Source organism: Thiocapsa sp. UBA6158, from assembly GCF_002423035.1.
In the GTDB taxonomy this organism is placed as follows: Bacteria; Pseudomonadota; Gammaproteobacteria; order Chromatiales; family Chromatiaceae; genus Thiocapsa.
Genome location: NZ_DIUM01000010.1, coordinates 1 through 24,870 on the forward strand (window position 1 = coordinate 1; position 24,870 = coordinate 24,870).

Below are 24,870 nucleotides of genomic sequence, written 5' to 3' on the forward strand. Positions count from 1 at the left end.
CTGAGGAACGACGCTAATCACCTTATCAAAAATCGCTTTCACCTAAACCGCGCCAACTCCAGCAGCGTTTGTCGCGCACCGTCTCGCAGCCCCTAAAACCGTCCGGCGCAACACCGGGTGCGGTTTAGAGCGGCACGAAGGTCACGACAGGCACACGCGGGGTGAGCTCCGCCCCACCCTGCCCCTCCGCGGTCACGTACTGAAGCAGGACACGCTCCAAGGCCGGAAAACCCGAGAAGAGGCCCAGTGCGGCCGAGCCCAGGGCTTCGGGTCTGTCGCAGACGAAGCTGTAGTGCACGACGAAGTCGGCGTGCCCGTCCGCGCCCTGACCGACGTCGTGATCGTGCGCGTGCTCCGCCCCGCGGCCTTGCCCGGCATCGGCAAACCCGGCATCGATCTCCGCAGTCTCCAACCGGCAACCAGCCTCGATGTTCAGGCGGATCATGGCATCGCCGGCCTCCAGATTTTCCCTGGCCAGCGCGAGAGTGGCACGTTCATCGTCGGTTCGCGGTGCGCGTTCGAAACCGATCAGACTCGCCGCGGGGCTGGTCAGCTCGATCAGGACCTTGTTGCCCTCGGCGGCAAGTGTCATGTGGGCCATCCCGTGGACATGCGCGCCCTGTCGACGCTGCTCGGTGTCCTCGGCCGGGGCATTCGCGACGGCGAGACACATCGTGATTGCGGTCAAGGAGGCGACGTCGGTGGTGCGGATTCGATTCATATTGTCTCCTCGATGGCTAAACCGCGCCCGGTGCGGTATGCGTAACTTGTTGGATGGCTTGGCCGCGCCGGCTCCGACGACTGTCGGAGCCGGCGCGGTTTAAAGTATTGAAAATCTTAAATTCTAAACCGCGTCCCACTGGGATCAAGGATATCTCCGAAGCTAAACGAACAATGAAAACTACGCATGTCGCTCTGGACGCGGTTTAGGAACAGTTCACCAATGCGTTAAACGAGTCCGTCAACACGTCAGCTTTGCTCGAAACGCCGGCCATCGCGGCACGTGGCACAGAGCGCCAAGTGCATGCGTGACACCGCAGAGCGGATGTCACGAGCGGCTGATGTTTCGGGTGGCCGGTCTTACGAGCGAGGCCAACGCGTTGAGCGCTGTCGTCCTTGTCGTTGTCGTTGTCGTCGTTCGATGTGTTGATGAGGCGTAACTCAACGCCCTTTTTGCGCACACCCTGCACAGGTCCCGATCACTTCCACCACGCGCCGCTGCGGTTGAAAACCGCTCATGCTGGCCGCGGAGCCGAGGCTGCGTGCAATCGCCTCGTCCTCGATCTCGGCGACCGCGCCACAGGTCTTGCAGATCAGAAACTGACTCGAGTGCGGATGCTCGGGATGGCTGCAGCCGACGAAGGCATGCAGGCTCTCGAGCTTGTGCACCAGACCCTGCTCGAGAAGAAAGTCGAGCGCGCGGTAGACGGTTGGCGGGGCCAGCGTCCGGGTGCCCTCGCGCATGGCATCGAGGATCTCGTAAGCGCCCAACGGACGGGGCGACGCGCAGAGGATCGCGAGGACTCGGCGACGCTGGGCGGTGAGTTTCACGCCGCGCGCCCGACACAGGACATCGGCGCGATCGAGCACTGCGTCGTCGGATGTGGACGCCATCCGCCTACACTCCCGTTGCGGTCAGGAGCGGACGCCGACGCGCTCGGCGCCGCGCAAGAACCCGGCTGAGAACGGCGGAGACGACATAGACGCTCCCGGCCAACAAGATCATGGTCGGTCCCGCGGGCAGGTCCGGCCCGTAGGAGAGCGCCAAACCCGCGGAGGTGAAGACCCCGCCGAGCAGGGTCGCGATCAGCATCATCCCGCCGAGCGAGTGGACGTAGTGGCCGGCGATCGCCGCAGGGAGGGTCAGCAGCGCGATCACGAGGATCAGGCCGACGACCTGAATCAGCAAGACCACGGTCACCGCGACCAAACAGAGCAGCAGGAGATAGAAGAAGGCGACGGGCACGCCGCGCAGTCGGGCGAACTCCTCGTCGAAGGTCACGGCAAGCAATTGTCGGTAGAAGAGCATGACGGTGACCAGAAGCACCAGGTCGAGGCCGGCCATGAACCAGAGCTCGCGGCGCGGAACCAGCAGGATGTTGCCGAACAGAAAGCTCATGAGGTCGGTCGTATAGCCGGGTGTCTTGGCGATAAAGAGGATCCCGATCGCCATGCCGATCGCCCAGAGCGCACCGATCAGGGTGTCCTCCTGGGCGTTCCAGGCGAGCCGCACCAGGCCGATCAACAGGGCCGAGAGCACGGCGGCGGCGAGCGCGCCGAGCAAGGGATCGAAGCCGAAATAGAGCGCCGCACCCATGCCACCCAAGACCGAATGGGCGATCCCCCCGGCCATGAAGGCGATACGTTTGACCACCACGAAGGTCCCGATCACGCCGCAGCCGAGGCTGGCGAGGAGTCCTGCCAGCAGGGCAGTTTGCAGGAAGGCGTGTTGGCCGAGTGCCTGGATAAAGTCCTGCATCGGATCAGTGCCCCTGTTGGCCGAGGTGGTGAGCGTGTCCGTGGCCGGCTCCCGCATGCGCGACTTGACGGACGTTGTCGCCGTAGAGTTGATGGATCAGGTCGCCGTCGACGCGCTCGGTCGTATGGCAGACCAGGGTGCGATTGAGGCAGGCGACGCGATCGACGTAACCGGAAATGAAGGCGATATCGTGAGAGACGACCAGTATGGTCAGCCGCACGTTGAGTCGCGCGAGCAGGTCGAAGATATCCCCTTCCATGCGCGCGTCGATGTTGGCGGTGGGCTCGTCCAGGATCAGGATCGCCGGCTCTGCGACCAGGGCCCGCGCGAGCAGAACGCGCTGCAGCTGACCGCCCGAGAGTGTGCCGATGCGTCGATGCGCGAGATCCATTGCCTCCACCTCCGCAAGCGCCTGGTGCGCCGCGGCACGGTCGGTCGCCCGATACCAGCCGAGCATCGGCCCGAAGCCGAGGCGTCCGGTCAGAACAACCTGTTCCACCGAGATCGGGAAGTCTCGTGGAAAGGTCGGAAACTGAGGCACATAGCCGACACGTCGCACCGCCTGGCGCGGCGACTGCCCGAGCACCCGGATGCGCCCCTGCTGCGGCTCCAGGAGTCCGAGGATCAGCTTGAGAAGCGTGCTTTTGCCGCCGGCATTGGGACCGACCAGGCCGACGAACTCGCCGTCGAGGACGTCCAGATCGACACCCTCGAGGACAGGCGACTCGCCGTAGGAGAAGCCGAGGTCGCGGATTGAGATCACGGGATCCTTGATCGAGGTCTCACTCGGGAGAGCGCCGTCCGGGGTCACGACTCTTCCGCCCCCGCGATGAGGTCGGCGACCCGGCGCAGATTCGCGAAGTAATCGCCGGACAGAGGGTCGATGACGGCGACCTGTCCGCCGATCGCCTGCGCGACCTGCTCGGCGGCGGCCGGGTTGAGCTGCGGCTGCACGAAGATGACCCGGATGCCGTCGCGCCGAGCCTGCTCGATCATGGCGGTCAAGGCACGCGCGCCCGGCTCCTTCCCCTCCCGCTCGATCGCAACCTGCTCCAGCCCGTAGTCCTCGGCGAAATAGCCCCAAGCAGGGTGATACACCATGAATCTACGCTTCTCGACCCCGTCGAGCCGCGCGCAAATCGCGGCATCGAGGGCGTCCAGGTCGGCGACGAAACCCTCGTAGCCGGCAGCGAAGTCGGCAGCGTATGCAGGGGCCAGATCGGCCAGAGCCTCGCGGATTCGGGCGGCCATGATCCTCACGCGCGCGGGGCTGGTCCAAACATGGGGGTCGATCGCATCGTGGTCATGGTCGTGATCGCCGTGATCGTGACCCGCGTCCTCGGGGCGAACCGCGATGCCGTCTCGGGCATCGAGCAGGCGCATGCTCGGATTCGCGGCCAGGAGGCGCGGCATCCAGGCCTCCTCGAAGCCGATACCGACGCGCACATAGAGATCCGCATCGGCCAAGGCCGCAACCTGACGCGCGGTCGGCTCGTAGGCATGCGGGTCTTGACCGGCCTTGACCAGGGCTTGGACACGAACGTGCTCACCGCCGATGCGCGATACGAAGGTCTCCTGCGGGGCCACACTGACGAAGACCGTCAAGGGATCCGCGGCGGACGCGAGGCCGGGGATCAGGACCAGGATGGGTAAGAGGCGACGCAGCATCGGTGAATTGCCCTCGTTGGGGGGAGCCATCGTCAAACAGTCGGATACAGTATAACGTCTCGCGCCGACTGACCAGGGTCTCGGCGTTTCCCGCTTTCGCACCGACCTCGGATACACTGTCGGCACGATCGGTTGACGGAAGGAGGCCTGCCATGAGCTCTGTTGTCGAGCTTTACGAAGCCCTGGCCAGCGCGCCGGATGAACGGGCGCGTGCGCGAGTCATCGCCGAAGCCTTTGAACGTCTGGAAGAGCGCTATCCGCACCTGCCCGAGTTGGTGACCCAGGGCCATCTGCGCGAGTCCGAGCTGCGACTGACGCGAGAGATCGAGCAGGTGCGCGCGGATCTCACCATCCGGATCGAGCAACTGCGCGGCGAGGTCAAAACCGAGATCGAGCAGCTGCGCGGCGAGGTCAAGACGGAGATCCAACATCTGCGCGGCGAGATGACGACTGCCATCGAGCGCAGTCGCAACACGCTCCTGCTGTGGTTGATTCCGCTCATGTTCGCGCAGGTCGGCGCGATGGCTGCGCTGGTCAAGCTGCTTTGAGCCGCGTTGAGCTGTGTCCGGCGGGATATGCGCCCTCGTCGCGTGATTCGGCTTTGGACAGGCTCGGGACCGCGGGAGCGGATGCGGCTCAAGTGTTTCGATCTTTCTCTTCAGGCCGCGTCGACGCGCCAGCTCGTCGCCTCCTCGACGAGTCGGCTCTCCGACAACGCTCGGGCTCACTTTGGACGCGGTTCAGCACATGACCACCTCATCGCAATTGCTCTGGGCCGCCGGCCTCAGCCTCTACGTCCTCGGCGTGCTCTTCGTCACCAGGATCCCCTACCGGGCCATGGTCGCACGCGGGATGGAGCCGATCCGCGCCGTCTACTACAACCGCAAGATCGTGCACATGCTCGCCGGCGGCGTCGGGTCCTTGATGGTCCCCTTGGTCTTCGACAGCCCTTGGTATCCGCTGATCTGCGGGCTCCTGCTGACCCTGCTCACCTACGGCGCCCACGCCTCCGGTCTGCGGTTTTACTGGTTCCAGACGGACGAGAACCGCAACGATGTCAAATTCGCCCTCATGTGGGCCCTTTCGGTCGCGATCCTCTGGTGGCTGCTCGACAATCCCTGGCTCGCGATCCTTCCGGCGCTCTATATGGCGTTCGGCGACGGGGTGACCGGGATCGCGCGCAACCTGCTGGTACGGCGTCGCTCCAAGAGTCCGATCGGCAATCTCTTCATGCTCATCGTCTGCGCGCCCCTGGGCTGGATCATCGGCGGGCTTGCGCAGCCCGCCATCCCGGTCTGGGGCCTGATCTCGGCGATCGTGGCGACCTGGATCGAGCGCTACGAGTTCGGCCCCATCGACGACAACGTGCTGATCACGGTTGCCGCATCGGCGGTGCTTCTCCTCGGGACTTATGTCGGTCCTTTGGTGTGATTGACCCGACACGCCGACACGGATCCGCCGATCAGAAGACGCGGGTCAGCGCGAGACCGGCGAGAACCAGAAACAACACCCCGCTCAGTTGATGGAGTCGATGCAGCGGCATCACCTGCAACAGGCGGCATCCGACCCAGACCCCAAGCGCGGAGGTCAGCGCCAAGGCCAGGGTTGCACCGGCCCAAACGGCCAAGGGCGGCAGGGTGACCGCAAGACCGGCGACCGCCAGCTGGGTCTTGTCACCCATCTCGGCAAGAAAGATCATCAAGAAGGTCGCCATGACGATGCCGTGATGGCTCCAGTTGCGCTGCGGCGCGTCCTCGTCGGCCTCTTCGGCGCGCAACGCGAGCACCCCGAAGACGGCGAACAGGATGGCGACGATGCCCGCGAGGACGCGCTCCGGGATCCACTGCGCAAGCCCCACGCCGAAGACGACGGCAAGGCTGTTCAGGACGACGAAGGCCGCGACCGCACCGATCAAGACGGGCCATCGACGATGACGGGCCGCCAAGGTCATACAGACCAACTGGGATTTATCGCCCAACTCGGCCAGAAAGATCACGCCGAAGGTCGTGGCCGCGGCCCACAGCCACCCGGAGAGCTCGGACAGGGCGAGATCGCTCATCGCGAAGCCCTCCGCGCACAGCCGATGGCGCCGATGAGCGATCGAGGCTCGCCGCAAGGCAGGGGCGCAGAGCAGAGGATACGGCACGCGGAGACGAGGCGTCTCGGGCGGCGAGAAAGCGCGGGAAGATGATGCATAGAGTGATGTCGCTGGGGGTCGGGCGAGAAAACCGAGGACACGGCATCACACGCCCGACCCCTCGCCGGACATGACACCGCACCCAAGGTCTCGTCAAGCCGACCGGCCGCGCGTGCCATGGCGTCACCGCCAAGTGTGTTGACACGAGCCCCTTGCTTATGACACAGGCCACGACGCAAGGGCGACTACTCCCCTCAAGAGGGCGCGAATTTAGCGAGCTGCCGCGGACCTGTCAACGGCTCTTGCGTCTCGGGAGTAGCGCGGAAGAGCTGTGGAAGAGATACCGAACCTTTCGCGGCAACCGCACTCCCGGTTAGGATCGGCAACCGAACGCACCGTACAGGAGACGCTCTCGATGCTCGGCACGACACCGAAATCCCCGACAAGGCTTCTGCCGCTTTGCGCGCTGCTTGCAGCGCTCTGCGCAGTTCACGCCGCAGCGCAGGACCAAACCCCGACCGGCGAGGTCACGGGCGCCAAGATGCTCAGCCATCCGAGCTGGTTCAAAGAGAGTTTTCTCGATCTCCCCGAGGACGTGAACGAGGCCGCCGAATCCGGCAAGCACCTCATCCTCGTCATGGAGATGAACGGTTGCCCTTATTGTTACAAGCTGATCCAGGAAAACTTCGCGACCTCGCCCTACCGCGACTTTATCCAGGAGCATTTCGAGGTCATCGCGCTGAATACGAAAGGCGATCGCGAGGTGGCCGTGACCGAGGAGATGTCGATGTCGGAGAAGGAGGTGGCTGAACTGTATCAGGTGCGCTTCACCCCGACCGTCGTGTTTCTGGACGCATCCAACCGGCCGGTCGCGCGCGTCAGCGGCTATCGCAATCGCGATGACTTCAAGGTCGTCCTCGACTATGTACAGGAACGGGCCTACCTGCAACAAACGCTGAACGAGTATGCCGCGGCCAAACGCACGGTCGAGCTCTACAGCTTCCGAGAGCATCCGCAGATCCAAACGATCGAGGATCTCGCGAGCACCGCCGATCGTCCCCTCGCCCTCTTGTTCGAGGACGTCGCCTGCGTGGCCTGCGATGCCCTGCACGACGGACACCTCGCCGACCCCGAGATCCGGGACATCCTCAAGGGTCTGACCCTCGTGCGTCTCGACACCCGATCGGAGTCACCCATCGTCGACCCCATGGGCAACGCAACCACGCCCAAGGCGCTCGCCGAGTCTCTGGGCATCCAATACACCCCGAGCATCGTGCTGTTCGACCGTGGGCGCGAGATCACCCGTATCGAGAGCATGCTCTACCGCTACCACTTCGGCGGTGTCCTGGAGTATGTCGCCGGGCGACACTACGAGCGTTACCCCGACAACCCGTTCGACTATATCGACGTGAAGACCGCCGAACTCACTGCAGCCGGCGAGGACGTCTCGATCGCCGACGAGTGAGGCGCTCCGCACACGGGGACGACCGCCTCTTGGATCGAGGCCACCGACGACGCTCACCGAGAGCGCCACGCACCATTGAGGAGTCACGGCCATGCTCTCCGTTTTGGAGGAGAGGTTTCCACATGTCATCAAACGCCTCGATCGGGTCTGGGGCGACCCCCACGCGTTTGACGAGATGTTCTCCGATCTCCTGCTCGACAAACGCGGAGACCGTACCGGGTGGCCCCTGGATGCCTGGGCGGAACTGAATTTTCTTCAGTCCGTGCATCACTTGGCGTACGGCGTTGCCAAACAGCGCCCGTTTCAGCCCGATCCGTTCGACCCAAGCTGGATTCGATGAGTGTCAACCCGAGGAAAACGACTCATGCCAACACTCGAGCGCACTCGCGTGCGGAGCACCTTGGCCGTGGCCGGCGTCATGTGGGCGCTGTCGGGCTGCGGCGGCGACCTGGTCGCACCGGATAGCCTGATCGAAAAGCCGGGTGTAGAGGGGTTCTATAACCAGATCGCCAACGCCTGCGGGCGTCATTCGCTCGGCAATCAGCCCCTGAACGACGTCATCAACATCAGTAACGGCGACGACAACGACTATTTCCTCGACGAGACCAGCAAGCTGTATGACGGCCGCATCGATCGAACAACCTACGCGACCGACATCAACGGCTTCTTCCCGACGGGTACGAACACCCCTGCATTGAACTGCATCTATGCACAGCTCGACCAGGCGGCGCCGCCTTGAGCCCGTTCACCTTCTCGGCGACGTGCTGTAGCCTCCCGTCGGGAAACCGATCGTCGTCCGCTGCGGGGGCGTCATGAGCATCGCGCATCCGGATCGCCGGCCGCGCTACGGCAGCCATCGCTATGATGACGACCTGCTCCTGAAGGCCCCGATTCCGCTTTGGCTGGCACTGGTCTTTCTGGTGCGTCATCTGCTGCTCTTGGGGATCACCTTTCTGCCGACGACCGGGGAGGAGATCGAGGTGCTGCGCAATCTCGTGCGACCCGAATTCATCCTCGCCGATCTCCCTGCGGCACTCGTCATGGCGGCCGGCTTCCGACGGCGGCGACCCTGTCCGGACTGGGTGCGCCGGATCTGGCGACGTGCACGGGAGATCCTCACCCTGTCGATCCTCATGTATCTCGGTCTCCTGGTCGCGACCTTGGCAGGCTCGAGCCTGCCGCTGCGCGATGCGATCGACGAGCCCCTTTTGGTCTCGCTGCTGGTGAGTCTCGCAGTGCCGGTCTACCTTTGGCGCTCGCGCCTCCTCGCGGATGTCGTTCGGGACTGTCCGGGGCGTCACGACGCGTGAAACATCTCGATCATCAACCCGACCATCAACCGAGCCACTGGAGCGTTCTGGCATCCGGGATCTGCGCACTGATCCTGACCTTGGGCGTGGCACGCTTCGCCTACACGCCCATGATCCCGGTCCTGCAAAGCGAGACGGGCATGGGCGAGGCCCTCGCCGGCTGGCTGGCGGGCTGGAACTATCTCGGCTACCTGTCCGGGGTCTTGATCGTCAGTCGACTCAGGGATCTTCGGATCAAGGACCGGCTCTATCGCGGCGGTCTGCTCTTGGCCGTGATCACGACCCTCATGATGGCCATGGGAGAGTCGCCGATCCTCTGGGGCGTCAGCCGCTATCTGGCCGGGCTGAGCAGCGCCGCGGGGCTGATGCTGGGCTCGGGTCTGATCCTCAATTGGCTGATCCGACATGATCATCGCAGCGAGCTCGGCGTGCATTTCAGCGGGATCGGATTGGGGATCGTGGTCGGCGTCCTGGTGGTCGCGGTCGCGGGTCTCTTCTGGTCCTGGCAGGGCCAGTGGCTCGCTTTGACGCTGGTCGGCGCCGTGCTTTTGATCCCGGCATGGTTGGGCTTGCCCACGCCCGATCGCGGTCAACCCCTCACGCCCCGCCATCTCGACGCCTCGCCCGAACCCGGCGCGTCCTGGCTATGGCTGCTCCAAGGCGCTTACGTCTGCGCCGGATTCGGCTATGTCATCAATGCAACCTTCACGGTCTTGATCACCGAGCAGCAGCCGCTCCTGCAGGGCTTGGGCGATTGGATGTGGCTCTTGGTCGGCGTGGCCGCGATCCCGGCGCCGATCCTCTGGGATCGCATCACACGCCGCCTGGGTTATCTGCGCACACTCCAGGTCGCCTACGGTCTGCAGATCATCGGGATTGTCCTGCCGGTCGTCAGCGGATCGCTCGTTGCCGCGATCCTCAGTGCCGTCCTGTTCGGCTTCACATTCATCGGCATCGTCTCCTTGGTTCTGACCATGGTCGGCGTGCGCTATCCCGCGCATCCGGCACAGATCATGGCGCGCCTGACACTCGGTTACGGGATCGCTCAGATCCTCGGACCCGTCCTCGCGGGCGAGGTCGCGGAGATCAGCGGAACCTTCGACGGATCCCTGCTGGTCGTGGCCGGATTAATGGTGCTGGGGCTCATCTGCCTGCAGATCATGACCCGGCTCGCGCCGCATGCGCCGCCGAGCACACCAACCCGTCAAGGGCCGACATGACGACACGCACCCGCGCATCGAAACGCGAGATCTTCGGTTGGGCGATGTTCGACTTCGCCAACCAGGCCTACACCTTGCTGATCATCACGGTCGTCTTCGGCGATCTCTTCACGCGCGTCATCGTCGGCGATGCGCCGGATTATCGTCTCGGCAACCTGCTCTGGAGCCTGGCGCTCTCCACCAGCTATCTGTTGGTGGTGGTCTGCTCTCCGGTCGCGGGCGCCATCATGGATTACACGGCGAGCAAGAAACGCTTTCTGTTCGCGAGCTATCTGCTGACCGTCATCGCGACGGCCGCGCTCTATTTCGTTGCACCGGGCTATGCCCTGCTCGGGGTGCTGCTTCTGATCGTCTCGAACTTTGCCTACTCGATCGGCGAGGCCTTCATCGCGAGTTTTCTGCCGGGACTTGGCCCACCTGAAGATCTGGGCAAGATCTCCGGATTCGGTTGGGCGTTGGGCTATGTCGGCGGCATGGTCTCGGCGGTCTTCGTGCTGCTGGTCCTGGGCGATGTCAGCACCGAGAACTTCGAGCGTATCCGTTGGGTCGGGCCCTGGGCCGCTGCCTTCTTCCTGATTGCGGCTATCCCGACCTTTCTGTGGGTGCAGGAACGCGGTCGGGCACGCGCCCTACCGCCCGGAACCGGCGTTATGCAAATGGGCATCGCACGGGTCCGCCAGACCCTGATCCATCTGAGCACCCATCGTGATCTGGGCGTGCTCTTCGTCTCGGTCTTCTTCTCGATGAGTGGCATCTACATCATCATCGCCTACGCCTTCATCTACGGGGCGCAAGTGATCGGCTGGGACGAGTCGGTGCGAACGTTGATGTTCGTGCTGGTGCAGATCACCGCGGCCGTCGGCGCACTCGGATTCGGATTCATCCAAGATCGGCTCGGTGCACTGCGAACCTATGTGATCACCTTGGTGATGTGGATGCTGGCGATCGCGCTCATCTATCTGACGCCGCTCCTGAGCGAGTTGGCGCGCGACGTCCTAGGACGCGATTGGTCTGCGCAGTACATCTTTCTGGTGGTCGGCTGTGTGGCGGGTCTGAGCCTCGGCGCCTGTCAGTCCGCGACCCGCACCCTGGTCGGAGTCTTCTCGCCGTTGTCGCGCTCGGGGGAGCTCTTCGGCTTCTGGGGGCTGTCCATGAAGCTGTCCGGGATGTTCGGACTGCTCGCAATCGGGCTCCTGCAGGTCCTGGTTGGCCTGCAGAGCGCGATCCTCTTCTGCGTGCTCTTGTTCGCTATCGCTCTGGTTGTCGCTTTACGCGTCGACGAGCGTCGCGGACGTGCGGTTGCCGAGGCCCACGACGCCGGTGCGTTGGTCTGGTAGACCCATGGTCCAAAAACTTGGGCGATTTCCATGAGTCGGCATCCCGATTACGCATGCCCGGAACACCTACAGAGACAGTAAGGGCGAATAAATTCGCCCTTACATGCCGCATGCACTGACGGACGCGGTTTAAGCGCCGCTGATCTCGAGCAGAACCTCGTCCGGATTCACCGCATCGCCCTTGCCGACGAAGATCCCGGTGACGGTTCCGCCGATCGGCGCCTGGATCTCGGTCTCCATCTTCATCGCTTCGGTGACCAGGACCGACTGACCGGGCGTCACCGTCTCGCCTTCCTTGACCAGCACATCGACGATGTTGCCCGGCATCGAGGTGGTCACGTGGCCGGGTTGGGTCGGTTTCGGCCGTTTGCCGGCGATCGCCTTCTTCACCGCGCCGTCCGCACCGCCGGTCAGGACAACCTCGTCCAGGGTCTCGACCAGGACCTCTTCGGGGATGCCGTCGATGTCCAGATAGAAGTGACGCTCCGCAACGCCCTTATGGCCCGCGCCCGTCACCTTGACGTGATAGGTTTCGCCATGCACGGCGATATTGAACTCGGTCGGCGCTGCTTGCGTACCGGCGGCGCTCGGCGGGGGCTCGAGCGGCTCGGGATGCAGGGTCCCGGCGGCGCGGTGCTCGAGGAAGGCGCGGCCGATCTCGGGGAACATGGCGTAGGTGAGCGTGTCTTCCTCCGAGGTCGCCACCGCGCCGATCTCTTGGACGAGGCGTTTGAGTTCCGGTTTCAGAAGGTCAGCCGGTCGGCACTCGACGAGCTCCTCGTTGCCGATCGCCTGCTGCTGCAGGGTCGGATTGACGGTTGCCGGTGCACGCCCGTAACGGCCCTGCAGGTAGAGCTTCACCTCGTTGGTGATGGTCTGGTAGCGCTTCTCGGTCAGGACGTTGAGCACCGCTTGAGTACCGACGATCTGGGAGGTCGGGGTGACCAGGGGCGGATATCCGAGATCCTCGCGCACCCGCGGGATCTCCTCGAGCACCGCGCTCATCCGATCCAGTGCGTTCTGCTCCCTCAACTGGTTGGCCAGGTTGGAGATCATGCCGCCGGGCACCTGATTGACTTGGACCCGGGTGTCCACACCCGTGTAGTCGCTCTCGAACTGGTGGTATTTCTTGCGCACCTGGTAGAAGTACATGCCGACCTCCTGGATCGCTTTCAGATCCAGGCCGGTGTCGTACGGGGTACCGCGAAGCGCGGCCACCATGCTCTCGGTGGGCGGATGGGAGGTGCCGCCGGCCATGGACGAGATGGCTGTATCGATGGTGTCGCAGCCGTTCTCGATCGCCTTGAGGTGACACATGTCCGCCAAGCCCGAGGTCGCATGCGAATGCAGGTGCAGCGGCAAATCGACGCTGTCCTTCAGGGCCTTGACCAGATCGGCGGCGACAAAGGGCGTGAGCAACCCGGCCATGTCCTTGATGGCGATGGAGTCGCACCCCATCGCAGCCAGCTCCTTACCCATGCGCACGAAGCCCGGCACGTCATGGACCGGACTGACCGTATAGCAGATGGTGCCCTGTGCATGCTTGTCGGCGGCCTTGGTCGCCTCGATCGCGGTCTTGAGATTGCGCAGGTCGTTCAGTGCGTCGAAGATGCGGAAGACATCCATGCCATTCTCGGCCGAGCGTTTGACGAAGGCGCGCACCACGTCGTCCGAATAGTGCCGGTAGCCGAGCAGGTTCTGACCCCGCAGCAGCATCTGCAGCCGGGTATTCGGCAGCGCTTCGCGCAGCTTGCGCAGACGCTCCCAGGGATCTTCCTTGAGAAACCGCACGCAGGCATCGAAGGTCGCGCCGCCCCAGCACTCCAGAGACCAGTAACCGATCGCATCCAGCTTTGGACAGATCGGCAGCATGTCCTCGGTGCGCATACGCGTCGCGATCAGAGATTGATGGGCGTCGCGCAGAATGACATCGGTGATGTTGATCTTGGGCATGTGTCGATCTCGGCTTGGTTCGGTATTAGAGACCCGCATGCGCCGCGACGGCGGCGGCGAGGGCGGCGGCGATGTCTTCGCGGCGGCGCTTGGTCGAGTAGTTCAGAAGCTCCGGATGCGCATCCAGGAATCCGGTATTGAAGTGTCCGGAGCGAAAATCCGGATGGCGCAGGATCTCTTGATAGAAGGGGATGGTCGTCTTCACGCCGTAGAGCCCCATGTCGCGCAGTGCGCGGTGACCGCGGTTGACCACGTCGTCCCAATTGAGGGCCCACACGATGACCTTGGCCAGCATCGAGTCGTAGTGCGGCGGAACCGTGTACCCGGTATAGATGGCCCCGTCGGTCCGCACGCCCGGACCGCCGGGGGCGTAATAACGCGAGATACGCCCGAAGCTGGGCAGAAAGTTGTTCTTTGGATCTTCGGCGTTGACCCGAAACTGAATCGCATAGCCGCGACGCCCGATCTCATGCTGCTTGAAGCGTAGCGGCAACCCCGCCGCGACACGGATCTGCTCCTCGACGAGATCCACACCCGTGATGGTCTCGGTGATGGTGTGCTCGACCTGGATGCGGGTGTTCATCTCCATGAAATAGAAACGCCCGTCGTCGTCCAGCAAGAACTCGACGGTGCCCGCGTTGGTGTAGCCCACCGCCCGCGCCGCGAGCACGGCCAGCCCGTTGACGTACTGGCGCTGCGCCTCGTCGAGCTGCGGCGATGGTGCAATCTCGATCAGCTTCTGGTTGCGCCGCTGGATGGAGCAGTCGCGCTCGAACAGATGCACGCAGTTGCCGTGATGATCGCCGAGGATCTGCACCTCGATGTGCCGCGGGTTGACGACGCAGCGCTCGAGGAAGACCTCGGCCCGTCCGAACGCCTTGGTGGCCTCCGAGATGACGCGCTCGAAGTTGTTGCGCAGTGCTTGGGGGTCGTCGCAACGACGGATCCCGCGTCCGCCGCCGCCCGAGGTCGCCTTGAGCATCACCGGATAGCCGATCTCATCGGCACAGCGCAGCGCGGCGTCCAGGTTTTCGAGATTGCCGGGGCTGCCGGGCGTCACAGGAACACCGGCCTTCAGCATCGCCAACCGCGCCTCGGTCTTGTCGCCCATGCGGGCGATCACCTCGGCGGTCGGACCGATGAAGGTTACACCACGCCGCACGCAGGCACGCGCAAGCTCCGGGTTTTCCGACAGAAAGCCATAACCCGGATGGACCGCGTCGCAACCGGTCGCCACGGCAAGATTCACGATGTTGTGGACGTTGAGATAGCCGGCCAGCGGGTCGCTACCCAAGCAGTAGGCCTCGTCGGCCTTCTTGACGTGGAGCGAATGACGATCGGCGTCCGAGTAGATGGCCGCCGAGCGGATGCCCATCTCGGCACAGGCGCGAATCACACGCACCGCGATCTCGCCGCGATTGGCGATCAGGATCTTTCGAAGCATCGGTTTGCCTCTGGAGCGACCGTCGAAACGGCCAAGGAAACGGGGCGAGATCGGCTCGCGTCTATGCTGCTGCGCAGCAATATAACGAATGGGAGGGATTCTGCAAGGGATTCGACGGCGGGATTAAGATTCCGGCCAAAAAACATCCACAATGGGTTGCGGTCTCGGCATCGCCCGGCCCCGGATCATATGTTGACATCCCCGATGTATGGTCGGCACCGCTACAGCCCGTCAAACCACCCCGACGCCAGTTTAAATCCTCTCAACCGCGTCGACTCCGAGGTCTGGAAGTCGCGCCGAGCTCGCATCCCCGTGACGACGTCGTGGGTCACACTTGGCGCGGTTTAGGGTCTGCGAGGATCTCGTAAGCCTCCGCCAGCGCCTCGTCCCCGCCCACATTGCCCGGAAAGATCACCACCGGCAGATCGGGATAGCGCGGATGATCCTCCGGACAGCGCACCACCGAGCAGCCGGCGCGGATCTGCCCGAGCACCCTTGCGGTACGCAAGGCCAAACCCCGGCTCAGGGTGTCGTTGGAGGTGATGCCGCCCTTGCTGATCAGGAAGCCGATCTCCTGCGGGAGATTCCGTACGATCTTGACCAGAAAACCGGAGACCTGCTCGCCGAAGGCAAGCCGCTCCGCCGTGCTCGGGAACTGTCGCTCGCCGCGGCTGGTAAAGAGCACGACGCCGCGTCCCTCCTGTTGGGCGGTCTCGATCCGGCCTAGCAGATCCTTCAGCAGGACATCCTCCTCGGCGATCAAGCGATCCAGGTCGATCTCGATCGGGACGACGTCCGTGTGATCGATGAGATACCGAAGCTGCCGGGTCGACTTCTCGACATGGGATCCCATCAGGACCACGCCCGAGCGCCCGTCGCGGACATAGGTCGACATGGCCGCCGGGGCGACCGGCTGGGGCGGCAGTGCAGCGAGCGCGGTGAGCAGGCTCGCCGCGCTGCGAAACAGAAAGCGCTTGCCCTCCCCTACCGCGTCCAGGACCTGGCGGGCAAAGCCGTCGAGATCCGACGGGCGCTCGGCATCCACAACCCCGCAGAGGTTGCCGCTCAAGGCGCGCAGCCGTGGTCCCAAGTCGCCACGGACATCCTCCAGGCCGAAACGCTCGACGGCCTGCGCCGCAATGCGCCCACCGGTCTTCTCCTCCACATAGTCGGGCAGGAAGGCATGGCTGAATCCGAACACCGAGTCGCGTGCAAACTCGGTCTCGTTCACAGGGACCGGCACCCCTTCGACGATTAGATAGTGGACGCCATTGCGCGTGATCCGCCCGCCCTCGAAGAAGGCCGGCACCAGGAAGTGGGCATCGAAGGGGCCGAGCTCCTCGGCGATCACGTCTGTCTCGACCGGATAATGGCCGCGTAGGGTGGAGTCGGAGCGGCTGACGATCAATGGCTGAACAGGCCGACCATCCGCCGCGAGCCGATCCATCGCAGCACGCAGGTTCACGCAGATCTCGCGCGTCACCCGCGCCGCCTCCGCGGCGTCCATGCCGCGTGTGTTGCTCAGGACGAAGAAGAGCGGCGAGGAATCGTGAAACGCCTCGATCAGGGTATCCGGATCCCAGCGCGTCAACAGCAGACAGCCGTGGACGGTTTGGGACCCGGTCGGGTCGTCGTCGATGACGATGATCTTGGTGTTTGGGTGGCTGGTCATGAGAGTCATCTCCGCCCGATGAACATTGGGATTTTTACCTTTCACCTTTCACCTTTCACCTTTCACCTTTCACCTTTCACCTTTCACCTTTCACCTTTCACCTTTCACCTTTCACCTTTCACCTTTCACCTTAAATCGGCGCACGCCCAAGGCGTGCGCCGATCGCTGGACGGCTCCCGTCAGGCGGCGCTGTCGAGCGCGGGCCGAGCCGCCGCGATCAGGTCGCGGGCACGCCGATCGAGCGTCTCGGCCGTGATGCCGTTGAAGGCCATGATCTCGGCCGGGCTCGCCGTCGTCTCGCCGCGCTGCCATCCGAACAGGTCACGCGCGGCGGCACGACTGCGCAGCAGCGCCGGCTCCAGGGCGACCGTGCCGCCGCCGCTCACGCCGATCAGGGCGTCGCCGTCGAAGAGCGCCTCGAAATCCGCCTCGGACATGAAGCGATCGTCCGGCTCGGCGCAGTGGCGCCAGGCCACATCGCTTGGACGATAGAGCCGACGCGGGTTGACCACGGCGACGATCCGCACCCGGTAGCCTGCCTTCTCCAGGGTCTCCTTCGCCGCGAAGACCGGCAGCGCCACCATGTCACCGGTCACCGCGAAGACCACCGTCCCGGCCGGTCCCCGTCCGCTATCGGCAAGACAGACGGCACCCTGCTCGATCGCCTCGCGCGCCTGCTCCGAGGTCGAATAGACCGGCAGCGCCGACTTGGACGCAATGATGCTGATGCACTTGTTGAACTGCTCGGTCGCCCAGCCGTAGGCGGCCTGCATCTGATTGGCGTCTGCCGGATAGAGCAGATAGACGTTGCCGTTGCGCATCTGACCGCCGATGTAGTTCTCGATCTCGGGACGCTGATGAGTCCAGCCATTGCGACCCTGCTCGAGCGCGCCGGCGGTGAACATGGACACCAGTGCCGGGGTCTTGCGCCGCAGCTCCGCCATCGCCTGGCCGACGGTCTGCACGATCGGCCAGCCGTTGATGGCGAAGCTCTCGTAGGACAGCCAGAGCGAGCGACCGCCGAACAGGGCCAGACCCGCCGCGAACCCGGCACAGGCGTCCTCGCTCAGCGGCTCGTAGACCTGACCGGTCGGGGACTGGTTGTAGAGACCGTCCTCGGTCGGATGGCGGATCTTCAGGGCCTCGTTGATCGCCTTCATGTTCGACGCCTCGTTGCCGTCGGCATTGGTCACCACGAACAGCGGATCGCGCCGACCCAGCTCGGCCACCATCTCGGCCATGGCGCTCGCCGGCACAGCCTTCTCGCCCACCGCGAAGGCGCGGGTCGGCAAGGTCCCGATGTCGGTCGGCACCCGCTCGGACTCGGTGACCGCGGTCTCGCCGGCCGGGCCGCCGCCGGCGCGCTGCATATTGGTCCGCACCAAGGCCCATGCCTCCGGGGCCAGCGCGCCGCGCTCCAGCGCGGCGGCGATGCTCGGCTTGGTCGCGTTGTCGCCCGGATAGAGATTGTGCGACTTGGCACCCGTGGCATGGACGCCGGCACCCTTGAGCTGCTTGACGATGAAGCAGGTCATGGTGCCGCCGAGCGCGGACGTCTCGGCCTCCTGCATCCCTTCGAGCACCGCGCGGGTGAAGGCCGAACGGGCGGCGTCGCCGAAGAGTGTGCTGTCGACATAGTCGCCCTCCTGCTCGGCATCATCGTAGTCCTTCGCGTCGATCAGGATCACCCGGCCGAAGTCGTGCGCACGCCAGTAGGCCAGCATCCGCTCGTTGTCCATCAGCGAGACCATCGAGTGATGCTCTTGGCTGAAACCGTTCCAGATCAGCACCGGCAGGAAGTTCGTCACCTCCGGATAGGCGGTGTGGAAGTGCTTGAAGGCCGAAAGGATGTAGGGCTCGCCCAACCCGCCGTCGCCGATCGTCACGGGGAAGAGGGTCTCGCGATGCAGATAGGCCGCGGCCATCGCGAAGTGCTGACCCTGGCCGAGCGGACCGGCCGGTGCGAGCAGACCGGGGATGGCGCCCGAGAGGTGACCGAGCAGCCCGTCGCGCTCGCGGAAGCGCGTCTGGAGCTGATGCATGTCGCTGATGCCCATCGCCTCCAGCGAGCCGTCCAGGAACATGGCGCTGTAGAAGCCGGGCGCGTGGTGACCGACCTCGGTGAGGATGTTGGTGTGCCCGAGCATCACCAGCGCCGCATAGGCATCGGCCGAGCTGGCGAAGCCGCCCGGATGACCGGACTCCTTGGACGCACAGAGCTGCAGGGTCGTGTAGCGCAGGGCATCGGCCATCAGCCGGGTCTGATAGACCGCCGCGTCGTCGATCTCCTCGATTCGATGGGCACCTTCCGGGATCGCCGGGCGTGTGCCGAGGCGCTCGAAGTCGGCCGGCAGATTGGCGAAGTGCAGCACGCCGTTGCAGAAATCGGGCCTCGTCGTCTCGGCGGGGGTGATGGCGGATGCGGTCATGGTGTCTCTCCTCGTTTTTCGTCGTTTCTGGTCGGTTGTCGCGTCGGCCTGGATCACATGGGCTGCGGCGTTGGTTGCAAACTAGAAACGCAGAGGAGATTCCGCAATAGGTAATCTATTTCACAATACGGAATATTTCTCGCGAGCGAGAAATATGATAATAAAAACAGCATATTAAGATAGGGTCGCTCGGCGGAAAGTCGTCGATATTTGATTTCACAATGCAAAATATTGGCGATTGCGATGATTCGGCCCTCCTTCGAAGCCCGGACGAAGCGCCGATTCCGGCGATGACTGCAAGCCCCGTCGCTCCATGCGATGGGCCTTGATCGTCACTCCGGCCATCGTGGCACGTGGCGCAGAGCGCCACGGGGCATGCGTGACACCGCAGAGCGGATGTCCGAGCGACTGATGTTTTGGGTGGCCGGTCTTACGTACGAGCGAGGCCATAAGAGGTACCATCCGAAAGGCGTTTCGTAGAAGTCGGGTCACGTCGAGCTGGACTTGAGCGCGGATCAACTCACGACCTCTGCACGACGCGTTTCGGAGATCAAGAATTCAAAATATCTAAACCGCGTCACCGCCTGAGGTCGCAGGATGCGGCGAGATCAATCCCAACCCCAAACCAACAGCTGTCGCACATGACGCGGTTTACATGAACGGGATCTTCTTCGGTATCGTCCTGATCGGCTTTCTCGCGACGGCTTGGCGCGAGCTGACCCTACCCGTCGTCGAAGGCGCGCAGACGCCCATGGCGGTACTCTCGAGCGAGATGCTGGCGGCGGCGAGCGGTGCGGTGGAGTTGGCCATCGGCCTGGTCGGGGTGATGACGCTCTTTCTCGGACTGATGAAGGTCGCGGAGTCCGGCGGCATGCTCGTCGTCATCGCGCGGCTGATCCGCCCGTTGATGACGCGACTCTTTCCGGAGGTGCCTCCCGATCATCCGGCGATGGGGGCCATGATCCTGAACATGTCGGCGAACGCGCTCGGGCTCGGCAATGCCGCCACACCCTTCGGTATTCGCGCGATGCAGGAACTCGATAAGCTCAATACGCGACCCGGCACGGCGACCAACTCGATGGCACTCTTCCTTGCCATCAACACCTCGAGCGTCACCCTGCTGCCGACCGGCGTCATCGCGCTGCGTGCAGCCGCGGGGTCGAGCGATCCGGCCGGGATCCTGCCGACGACACTCTTCGCGACCCTGTGCGCCACGATCGCCGCCGTCGTCGCGGCCCGCCTCTATCAGCGCTTTGCGCCGCTCGGACCGCCCGAGCCGAGCGCGCCGATCACGTCAAGTACAGGGGACGAGACGACCCCGGCCGGCACCGATCTGCCCGCCGACTCCGGCGCCTATCCCCTCCGGATCTCGATCCTGGCCTTGGGCGGCGTGGTCGCGCTCATCCCGGCCGCGATCCTTTGGGGCGACCGGGTCTCGCCCTGGATCGTGCCCTCGCTGATGCTGGGATTTCTGCTGTTCGGGGTGATGCGCGGAGTGCGCGTCTACGAGGTCTTCGTCGAGGGCGCCCAAGAGGGCTTTCAGGTCGCGCTGCGGATCATCCCCTACCTGGTCGCCATCCTGGTCGCGGTCGCCATGTTCCGCGCCAGCGGTGCGATGGACGTGCTGGTCAACCTGCTCGGCGGCTTTACCTCTCAGGTCGGACTACCCGCCGAGGCCCTGCCGATGGCCCTGCTGCGCCCGCTGTCGGGCTCCGGCGCCTACGGCGTCATGGCCTCCATCATCAACGACCCCGCCATCGGCCCGGACAGCTATGTCGGCTATCTGGTCTCGACGATCCAGGGCTCGACGGAAACGACCTTCTACGTGCTCGCGGTCTATTTCGGCGCGGTGCGGATCCGGCGGATTCGCCACACCCTGGCCGCGGCGCTCACCGCTGATCTGGTTGCCGTCATCGCGGCTGTTGCCGGCTGTTGGTTTCTTTTCGCTGGCATTTGACGCGAGGTCGAGGTTCCCTTGCCGTTCATCGAGCACGGCTGTCTCGCCGACCGTGCGGTGTTGTTTCCAACATGATCTCGTCACAGATGTCTAAGATTCGCTCACCTGCCTTCCCCCGATCTTTCCGCACTGCGGCACCGGGGGAGAGGTCGCGGAGTGGTCCGTTCTCGACCCAAGGCGGCCCGCGACCTTCGCGTTGCGAACGCCCACTGTAGCGAGATCACCGGACGACGGTATTTGGTTCCTCCTGCCACGCGCGCAAAGGAGAGACCAGACCCCGGCGTACGCGTATCGCTTGCGCCATTGACGCGGGCGGGAACATCGACGCAACAGTGTGCTCAGCGTGGACCGCGCCTGCTTCCATCTGCTCACTTCCGTTGATTTGGTATTCCGGAAGGGGCCGTCTGTCCATCGACCTCATTGGTCCCCCTCAAACTCCGCCGACGAAAATTTCAGCACGGTGCAGTTCTCCCGCACCGCCCGCTGGATGCTGTCGTCGAAGCCGGTCGCATCCTCGGCCCGGATCTCCACGGAGATGGTCACCGTCGCGCTGGACTTGGTGGTGAAGTGCTGCACCACCTCATCGACAATCTGCGCAAAGTGGAGCTTCGCCTTGATTGGATCGAGGTTGCTTGTGGCGTAGAAATGCGTCGCTGACGTCTGCGGCCCAACGCCGCCTCCCGTCGTCTGACCGTTACCGCCACCCGTTTTGGTCCCGGCGCCAGGACCAGTGGCACCGCCAGGACCTGTACCGGCTCCCGTGGTCGATCCCGCGCCACCGCCGGCCCGGCCCGTGTCGACGTCGGGCTCCTGCGGCCGCGCGTAGACGCTGGCCGCCTCCCGATCGATCAGCAGCGCCGCCTCGTCCAGCACGGGGTTGGTCACCCGCCCAAAGGCGAAGCCCAGGTACTTGTCGCCCTGCTTGCCGCCGGCAAAGCCGAAGAAGTCCTCGGTCTCGATGCCGGCGCGGACCGCGTCCTGGAAGACAAGACTGTTCGTGAGCCGCGGCAGGTACAGGTAATGGCAGGTGTCTTGCCAGACCTTCAGCGCGCCGACCTCGGTGGTGCCGTCCTTGCAATACCAGGTATCGAGGATGTTGGCGAGGTGGATCGGGCTCCATTGGGTGATCAGCCAGCCGTTGTCGCGCAGCTTGTTCTGGATCTCCTGTGCCAGGTTCTGGGCGGCCGCCGAGACCTGCACGGCCTCCCACAGGATGGTCGGGTCCAGGCGGCCCTTGCGCACCTCCTGCACCGGTGAGAGCAGCCAGCGGAAGGTGTCGCGCACGGTGCGCAGCAATGCCTTGCCGGACTCTTCGCGCTCGTCCTTGGCCTGCTTGGCCTGCAACTGGTCGAGATTCAGGCGCATTGCCTCCACGTCGGTGACGATGGAGACCCAGGCCAAGTAGGTCCGCGCCTGGTCCTTGAGGCGCTCCAGGGCGTCGGCATCGGCGGCCAGGAACAGCAGGCGGTTCTGCTTCTGGCGCGGCTGCTCGCCGCGCTTGGTCAGAACTTCCTCGGCAGCGCGCTCGGCTGGATTGTCCTTGCCCTTGCGGTACGGTGCCGCGGGCGGTAGCACCACCAGGCGCGGGCCGGTGCCGTAGTCGTCCGGTATGTCCGCCGAGGGCGTGAAGACATGGATGCCGTCGAACACATGCTCCTTGCCGAACACCCGCTGCACCCGTTCGCGCAGCAGCGGCTCGATGTCGTCCTTCATCGAGAAGCGCTGGCGGCGCGACTCCATCTCCCGGCGTAGATTGGGCCGGGTGTCGAACCAGTAGCGGTTGCCCTCGGCGTTCAGATAGTTGAGCTGATCGCGCAACCGGCGCAGGGCATCCTTGTAGTGCCCCAGGGTCTGTCCGGGCTGCACGACGCCGAGCAGCAGGTGATCGAGCGGCAGGCCAGGTGCGCTGCGGCCTGCGCCGGGCGCGCTGCCGAGGAAGATGGTCCGCGCCAAACGCCGTGCACCCTGAATCTTGCCGATCAACGGCTCCTTGCTCTCGATGAAGGCCGGGCGCGCATGCTCGCCGTCGATGTCCTGGTCGATCACCGGGTCCCAGCCCTGGGGCAGATAGTCGAGACACTTGTTGCGCACGCCGGGATCGTTCAGCGGCAGCGCACCGGGCAGGATCATGCCGTCGGCGTTGCCGTCCTTCCAGAGCCGATGCACCACCTGAGCGAGCAGCTGCAGCACGCCGCGGGTACGCTGGAAGTTGCTCAGTGTGGACCAGTCCTCGTAGAGCCGGTCGAAGATCTCGGGGTGGATCGGATACGCCTGCTGCATGCGTTCCAGGTAATAGTTCTCTTGGGTCTCCGGCGGTAGCTCGCTGCCGTTGGTGCGGTAGAGCTCGGCGAAGGCACGGCAGGCGTCCTCCATCGCCAGGCGATCGTCGATGCGCTCGAACAGCCGCCGGCGCACGATGCTGAATGCCTCATCCTTGGTCACCGGCTTCCAGATGGCGTGGATGCGACGGAAGTAGCTTTCGAGCTGGGCCAGGACGGCCTGACCGCGCCCCTCGCCGGCGTTGCGGGAGTCCGGCAGCGAGGCCAGCAAGATGGCCCCAGGCACCGAGCGGATGCCCTCGGTCAGCGCCTGGATAAAGGTCATGTTGGTCTCGAAGGTGCCGGCGGGATAACGCTGGCCTTCGTCGAACTGGCGGTAGAAGGCCACCAGCTCGTCCATCAAAATCACGCAGGGCGCGAACGCGGACAGCAGCGCGATGACCTGGTCCTTGTCCGGCGAGGTCGCCGCCTCATCCGCCGCGCGCACCATCGCGTAGCCGTCGCTGCTGCCCAGCTGCCAGGCCAGCTCGCCCCAAAGGGTGTGGGTCCGCACCGCGCCGTGTTCCTTCGGGCTGGAGGGCGACAGGTTGATGCCGTCGAGCACGGCGACGTTGGCCTTGGGCAGGTCGTTGATGCCGGCAGCGTCCAGGATCGGCGGCACGCCGGCCAGCTCACTGATGGGGCAATCGCGCTCGGCGATGTGATAGACGGCCATTAGGGTGTGGGTCTTGCCGCCGCCGAAGGCGGTCTGCAGCTGGATCACCGGGTCGCCGGCCTGGCCCGCCAGGCGCCGCATCACCTTGTCCAGCAGCAGGCGCATGCCTTCGGTGATGTAGGTGCGGGCGAAGAACTGGCGGGCGTCCTGGTATTCCGGCGGGGCCTTGCCCTGCTGCACCTGGGAGATGTCTGCGGCGAACTCGGACTGCTGGAAGGTGCCCTTCAGTACGTCCTGATGGGGGATGGCGATGTCGCGCCAGGGTCTAATGCTCATTCGACTGCGCTCTTCACGGTGGGGTGACGGTCCAAGCGGTCTTCGCACTCAGGGCGGAGGCGCTGCCGACAAAGGGATGAGGATCGACCGCGCGCAACGCCTTCTTGAGTGCTGTCTTCGCGGTTGCAGGGTCAATCATCTGCGGAAACAGCCTTGATGGTGTCCGAGGTTGTTCCAACAGAACCGCGATCCGAAGACGACCTGCCCGCATGGCATCCGCAGCGAACTGGCGGGACGTCGGGTCATTTGCGACCAGGCGTCCAGCAGCTAGACCTGCCAGCGTGTCGCGCACCTTGCGGGCGACCTCCGTGAACAAATTCTCGGGCTTGGTTCGTCGGTGACGTCTGTAATCCTTGACTTCGACCATCCAAAACTCTGCCAGTTGAGGGGCCAGGGCGAGCAGGTCCACGGCCTTGGACGAGGCCAGGTCATTGAAGTGGTTTCGGTAAAAAGTGCATTCGTCATACTTGAGCCAAGTCCATCCTGTCGGGAGATCAAAGAGGAACTGATCTACGGTGACGCTCGGCAT

21 protein-coding genes and 1 riboswitch are annotated in these 24,870 nt (G+C 64.4%); of the genes, 9 read left to right on the plus strand and 12 right to left on the minus strand.

The genetic code is table 11. The annotated features are described in order from the left end of the window. Nucleotides 1–124 precede the first annotated feature (124 nt). From B4N44_RS01815 to B4N44_RS01835, 5 genes are all read right to left on the minus strand, one after another. Entirely contained in the window at nt 125–721 is a 597-nt protein-coding gene (locus B4N44_RS01815; protein WP_296696278.1) for a DUF2796 domain-containing protein, read from the minus strand. A gap of 440 nt (nt 722–1,161) precedes the next feature. Then, nucleotides 1,162–1,614, minus strand: a complete 453-nt coding sequence (locus B4N44_RS01820) for a transcriptional repressor (protein ID WP_296696281.1) — start codon at nt 1,612–1,614, stop codon at nt 1,162–1,164. Between the two features lie 4 nt (nt 1,615–1,618). After that, on the minus strand, nt 1,619–2,479 hold the full coding sequence (locus tag B4N44_RS01825; RefSeq protein WP_296696283.1) for a metal ABC transporter permease: 861 nt from the start codon (nt 2,477–2,479) through the stop codon (nt 1,619–1,621). Between the two features lie 4 nt (nt 2,480–2,483). After that, nucleotides 2,484–3,242, minus strand: coding sequence for an ABC transporter ATP-binding protein (locus B4N44_RS01830; protein WP_349681052.1), 759 nt, complete (start codon nt 3,240–3,242; stop codon nt 2,484–2,486). Nucleotides 3,243–3,286: 44 nt separating this feature from the next. Further along, a complete protein-coding gene (locus B4N44_RS01835) occupies nt 3,287–4,177 on the minus strand; it encodes a metal ABC transporter solute-binding protein, Zn/Mn family (RefSeq protein ID WP_296696286.1) in 891 nt (296 codons plus the stop codon). A 122-nt stretch (nt 4,178–4,299) separates the two neighbouring features. On the opposite strand from B4N44_RS01835, the gene B4N44_RS01840 reads away from it, so the two are divergent. Next, nucleotides 4,300–4,695: a DUF1640 domain-containing protein gene (locus B4N44_RS01840; protein WP_296696290.1), complete on the plus strand. Its 396-nt coding sequence runs from the start codon at nt 4,300–4,302 to the stop codon at nt 4,693–4,695. Nucleotides 4,696–4,894: 199 nt separating this feature from the next. Further along, the gene (locus tag B4N44_RS01845) at nt 4,895–5,578 is read left to right on the plus strand and encodes a hypothetical protein (RefSeq protein ID WP_296696293.1); all 684 of its coding nucleotides are present in this window, start codon (nt 4,895–4,897) and stop codon (nt 5,576–5,578) included. A gap of 31 nt (nt 5,579–5,609) precedes the next feature. Here B4N44_RS01845 and B4N44_RS01850 read toward each other — a convergent pair whose 3' ends face one another. Next, the gene (locus tag B4N44_RS01850) at nt 5,610–6,206 is read right to left on the minus strand and encodes a TMEM165/GDT1 family protein (RefSeq protein WP_296696296.1); all 597 of its coding nucleotides are present in this window, start codon (nt 6,204–6,206) and stop codon (nt 5,610–5,612) included. Nucleotides 6,207–6,379: 173 nt separating this feature from the next. After that, nucleotides 6,380–6,546: riboswitch (yybP-ykoY riboswitch) on the minus strand. A 153-nt stretch (nt 6,547–6,699) separates the two neighbouring features. Here B4N44_RS01850 and B4N44_RS01855 point away from each other — a divergent pair. The 6 genes from B4N44_RS01855 to B4N44_RS01880 all read left to right on the plus strand — a co-directional run bounded on the left by B4N44_RS01855 (nt 6,700) and on the right by B4N44_RS01880 (nt 11,616). Further along, on the plus strand, nt 6,700–7,749 hold the full coding sequence (locus B4N44_RS01855) for a thioredoxin family protein (protein WP_296696299.1): 1,050 nt from the start codon (nt 6,700–6,702) through the stop codon (nt 7,747–7,749). A gap of 91 nt (nt 7,750–7,840) precedes the next feature. After that, nucleotides 7,841–8,089 carry a hypothetical protein gene (locus tag B4N44_RS01860; RefSeq protein ID WP_296696305.1) on the plus strand — a complete coding sequence of 83 codons (249 nt, stop codon included), beginning with the start codon at nt 7,841–7,843 and terminating at the stop codon, nt 8,087–8,089. A gap of 24 nt (nt 8,090–8,113) precedes the next feature. Further along, nucleotides 8,114–8,488 carry a hypothetical protein gene (locus tag B4N44_RS01865; RefSeq protein ID WP_296696307.1) on the plus strand — a complete coding sequence of 125 codons (375 nt, stop codon included), beginning with the start codon at nt 8,114–8,116 and terminating at the stop codon, nt 8,486–8,488. 73 nt (nt 8,489–8,561) lie between these two features. Beyond that, nucleotides 8,562–9,059, plus strand: coding sequence for a DUF2919 family protein (locus tag B4N44_RS01870; RefSeq protein ID WP_296696311.1), 498 nt, complete (start codon nt 8,562–8,564; stop codon nt 9,057–9,059). Then, nucleotides 9,056–10,279 (plus strand): YbfB/YjiJ family MFS transporter, encoded by a 1,224-nt coding sequence (locus B4N44_RS01875; RefSeq protein ID WP_296696312.1) that lies wholly within the window; start codon nt 9,056–9,058, stop codon nt 10,277–10,279. The genes B4N44_RS01870 and B4N44_RS01875 overlap by 4 nt, the downstream gene beginning before the upstream one ends. Next, the gene (locus B4N44_RS01880; RefSeq protein WP_296696317.1) at nt 10,276–11,616 is read left to right on the plus strand and encodes an MFS transporter; all 1,341 of its coding nucleotides are present in this window, start codon (nt 10,276–10,278) and stop codon (nt 11,614–11,616) included. Before B4N44_RS01875 ends, B4N44_RS01880 begins: the two co-directional genes overlap by 4 nt. 129 nt (nt 11,617–11,745) lie before the next feature. On the opposite strand, the gene oadA is transcribed toward B4N44_RS01880, so the two are convergent. The 4 genes from oadA to B4N44_RS01900 form a co-directional block, all read right to left on the minus strand. After that, nucleotides 11,746–13,569, minus strand: a complete 1,824-nt coding sequence (gene oadA / locus B4N44_RS01885) for a sodium-extruding oxaloacetate decarboxylase subunit alpha (protein WP_296696318.1) — start codon at nt 13,567–13,569, stop codon at nt 11,746–11,748. 25 nt (nt 13,570–13,594) lie between these two features. Continuing rightward, nucleotides 13,595–15,013: an acetyl-CoA carboxylase biotin carboxylase subunit gene (locus B4N44_RS01890; RefSeq protein WP_296696319.1), complete on the minus strand. Its 1,419-nt coding sequence runs from the start codon at nt 15,011–15,013 to the stop codon at nt 13,595–13,597. A 328-nt stretch (nt 15,014–15,341) separates the two neighbouring features. Continuing rightward, nucleotides 15,342–16,685, minus strand: coding sequence for a four-carbon acid sugar kinase family protein (locus B4N44_RS01895; protein WP_296696322.1), 1,344 nt, complete (start codon nt 16,683–16,685; stop codon nt 15,342–15,344). 179 nt (nt 16,686–16,864) lie between these two features. Next, the gene (locus B4N44_RS01900) at nt 16,865–19,114 is read right to left on the minus strand and encodes a phosphoketolase (RefSeq protein ID WP_296696325.1); all 2,250 of its coding nucleotides are present in this window, start codon (nt 19,112–19,114) and stop codon (nt 16,865–16,867) included. Between the two features lie 655 nt (nt 19,115–19,769). Here B4N44_RS01900 and B4N44_RS01905 point away from each other — a divergent pair. After that, entirely contained in the window at nt 19,770–21,071 is a 1,302-nt protein-coding gene (locus B4N44_RS01905; protein WP_296696327.1) for a nucleoside recognition domain-containing protein, read from the plus strand. A 417-nt stretch (nt 21,072–21,488) separates the two neighbouring features. Here the strand turns inward: B4N44_RS01905 and B4N44_RS01910 are convergent, their stop codons facing one another. Together B4N44_RS01910 and B4N44_RS01915 are read right to left on the minus strand one after the other, a co-directional pair. Then, a complete protein-coding gene (locus B4N44_RS01910; protein ID WP_296696330.1) occupies nt 21,489–24,245 on the minus strand; it encodes an ATP-binding protein in 2,757 nt (918 codons plus the stop codon). Between the two features lie 109 nt (nt 24,246–24,354). Then, the gene (locus B4N44_RS01915; RefSeq protein WP_296696332.1) at nt 24,355–24,870 is read right to left on the minus strand and encodes a hypothetical protein; all 516 of its coding nucleotides are present in this window, start codon (nt 24,868–24,870) and stop codon (nt 24,355–24,357) included.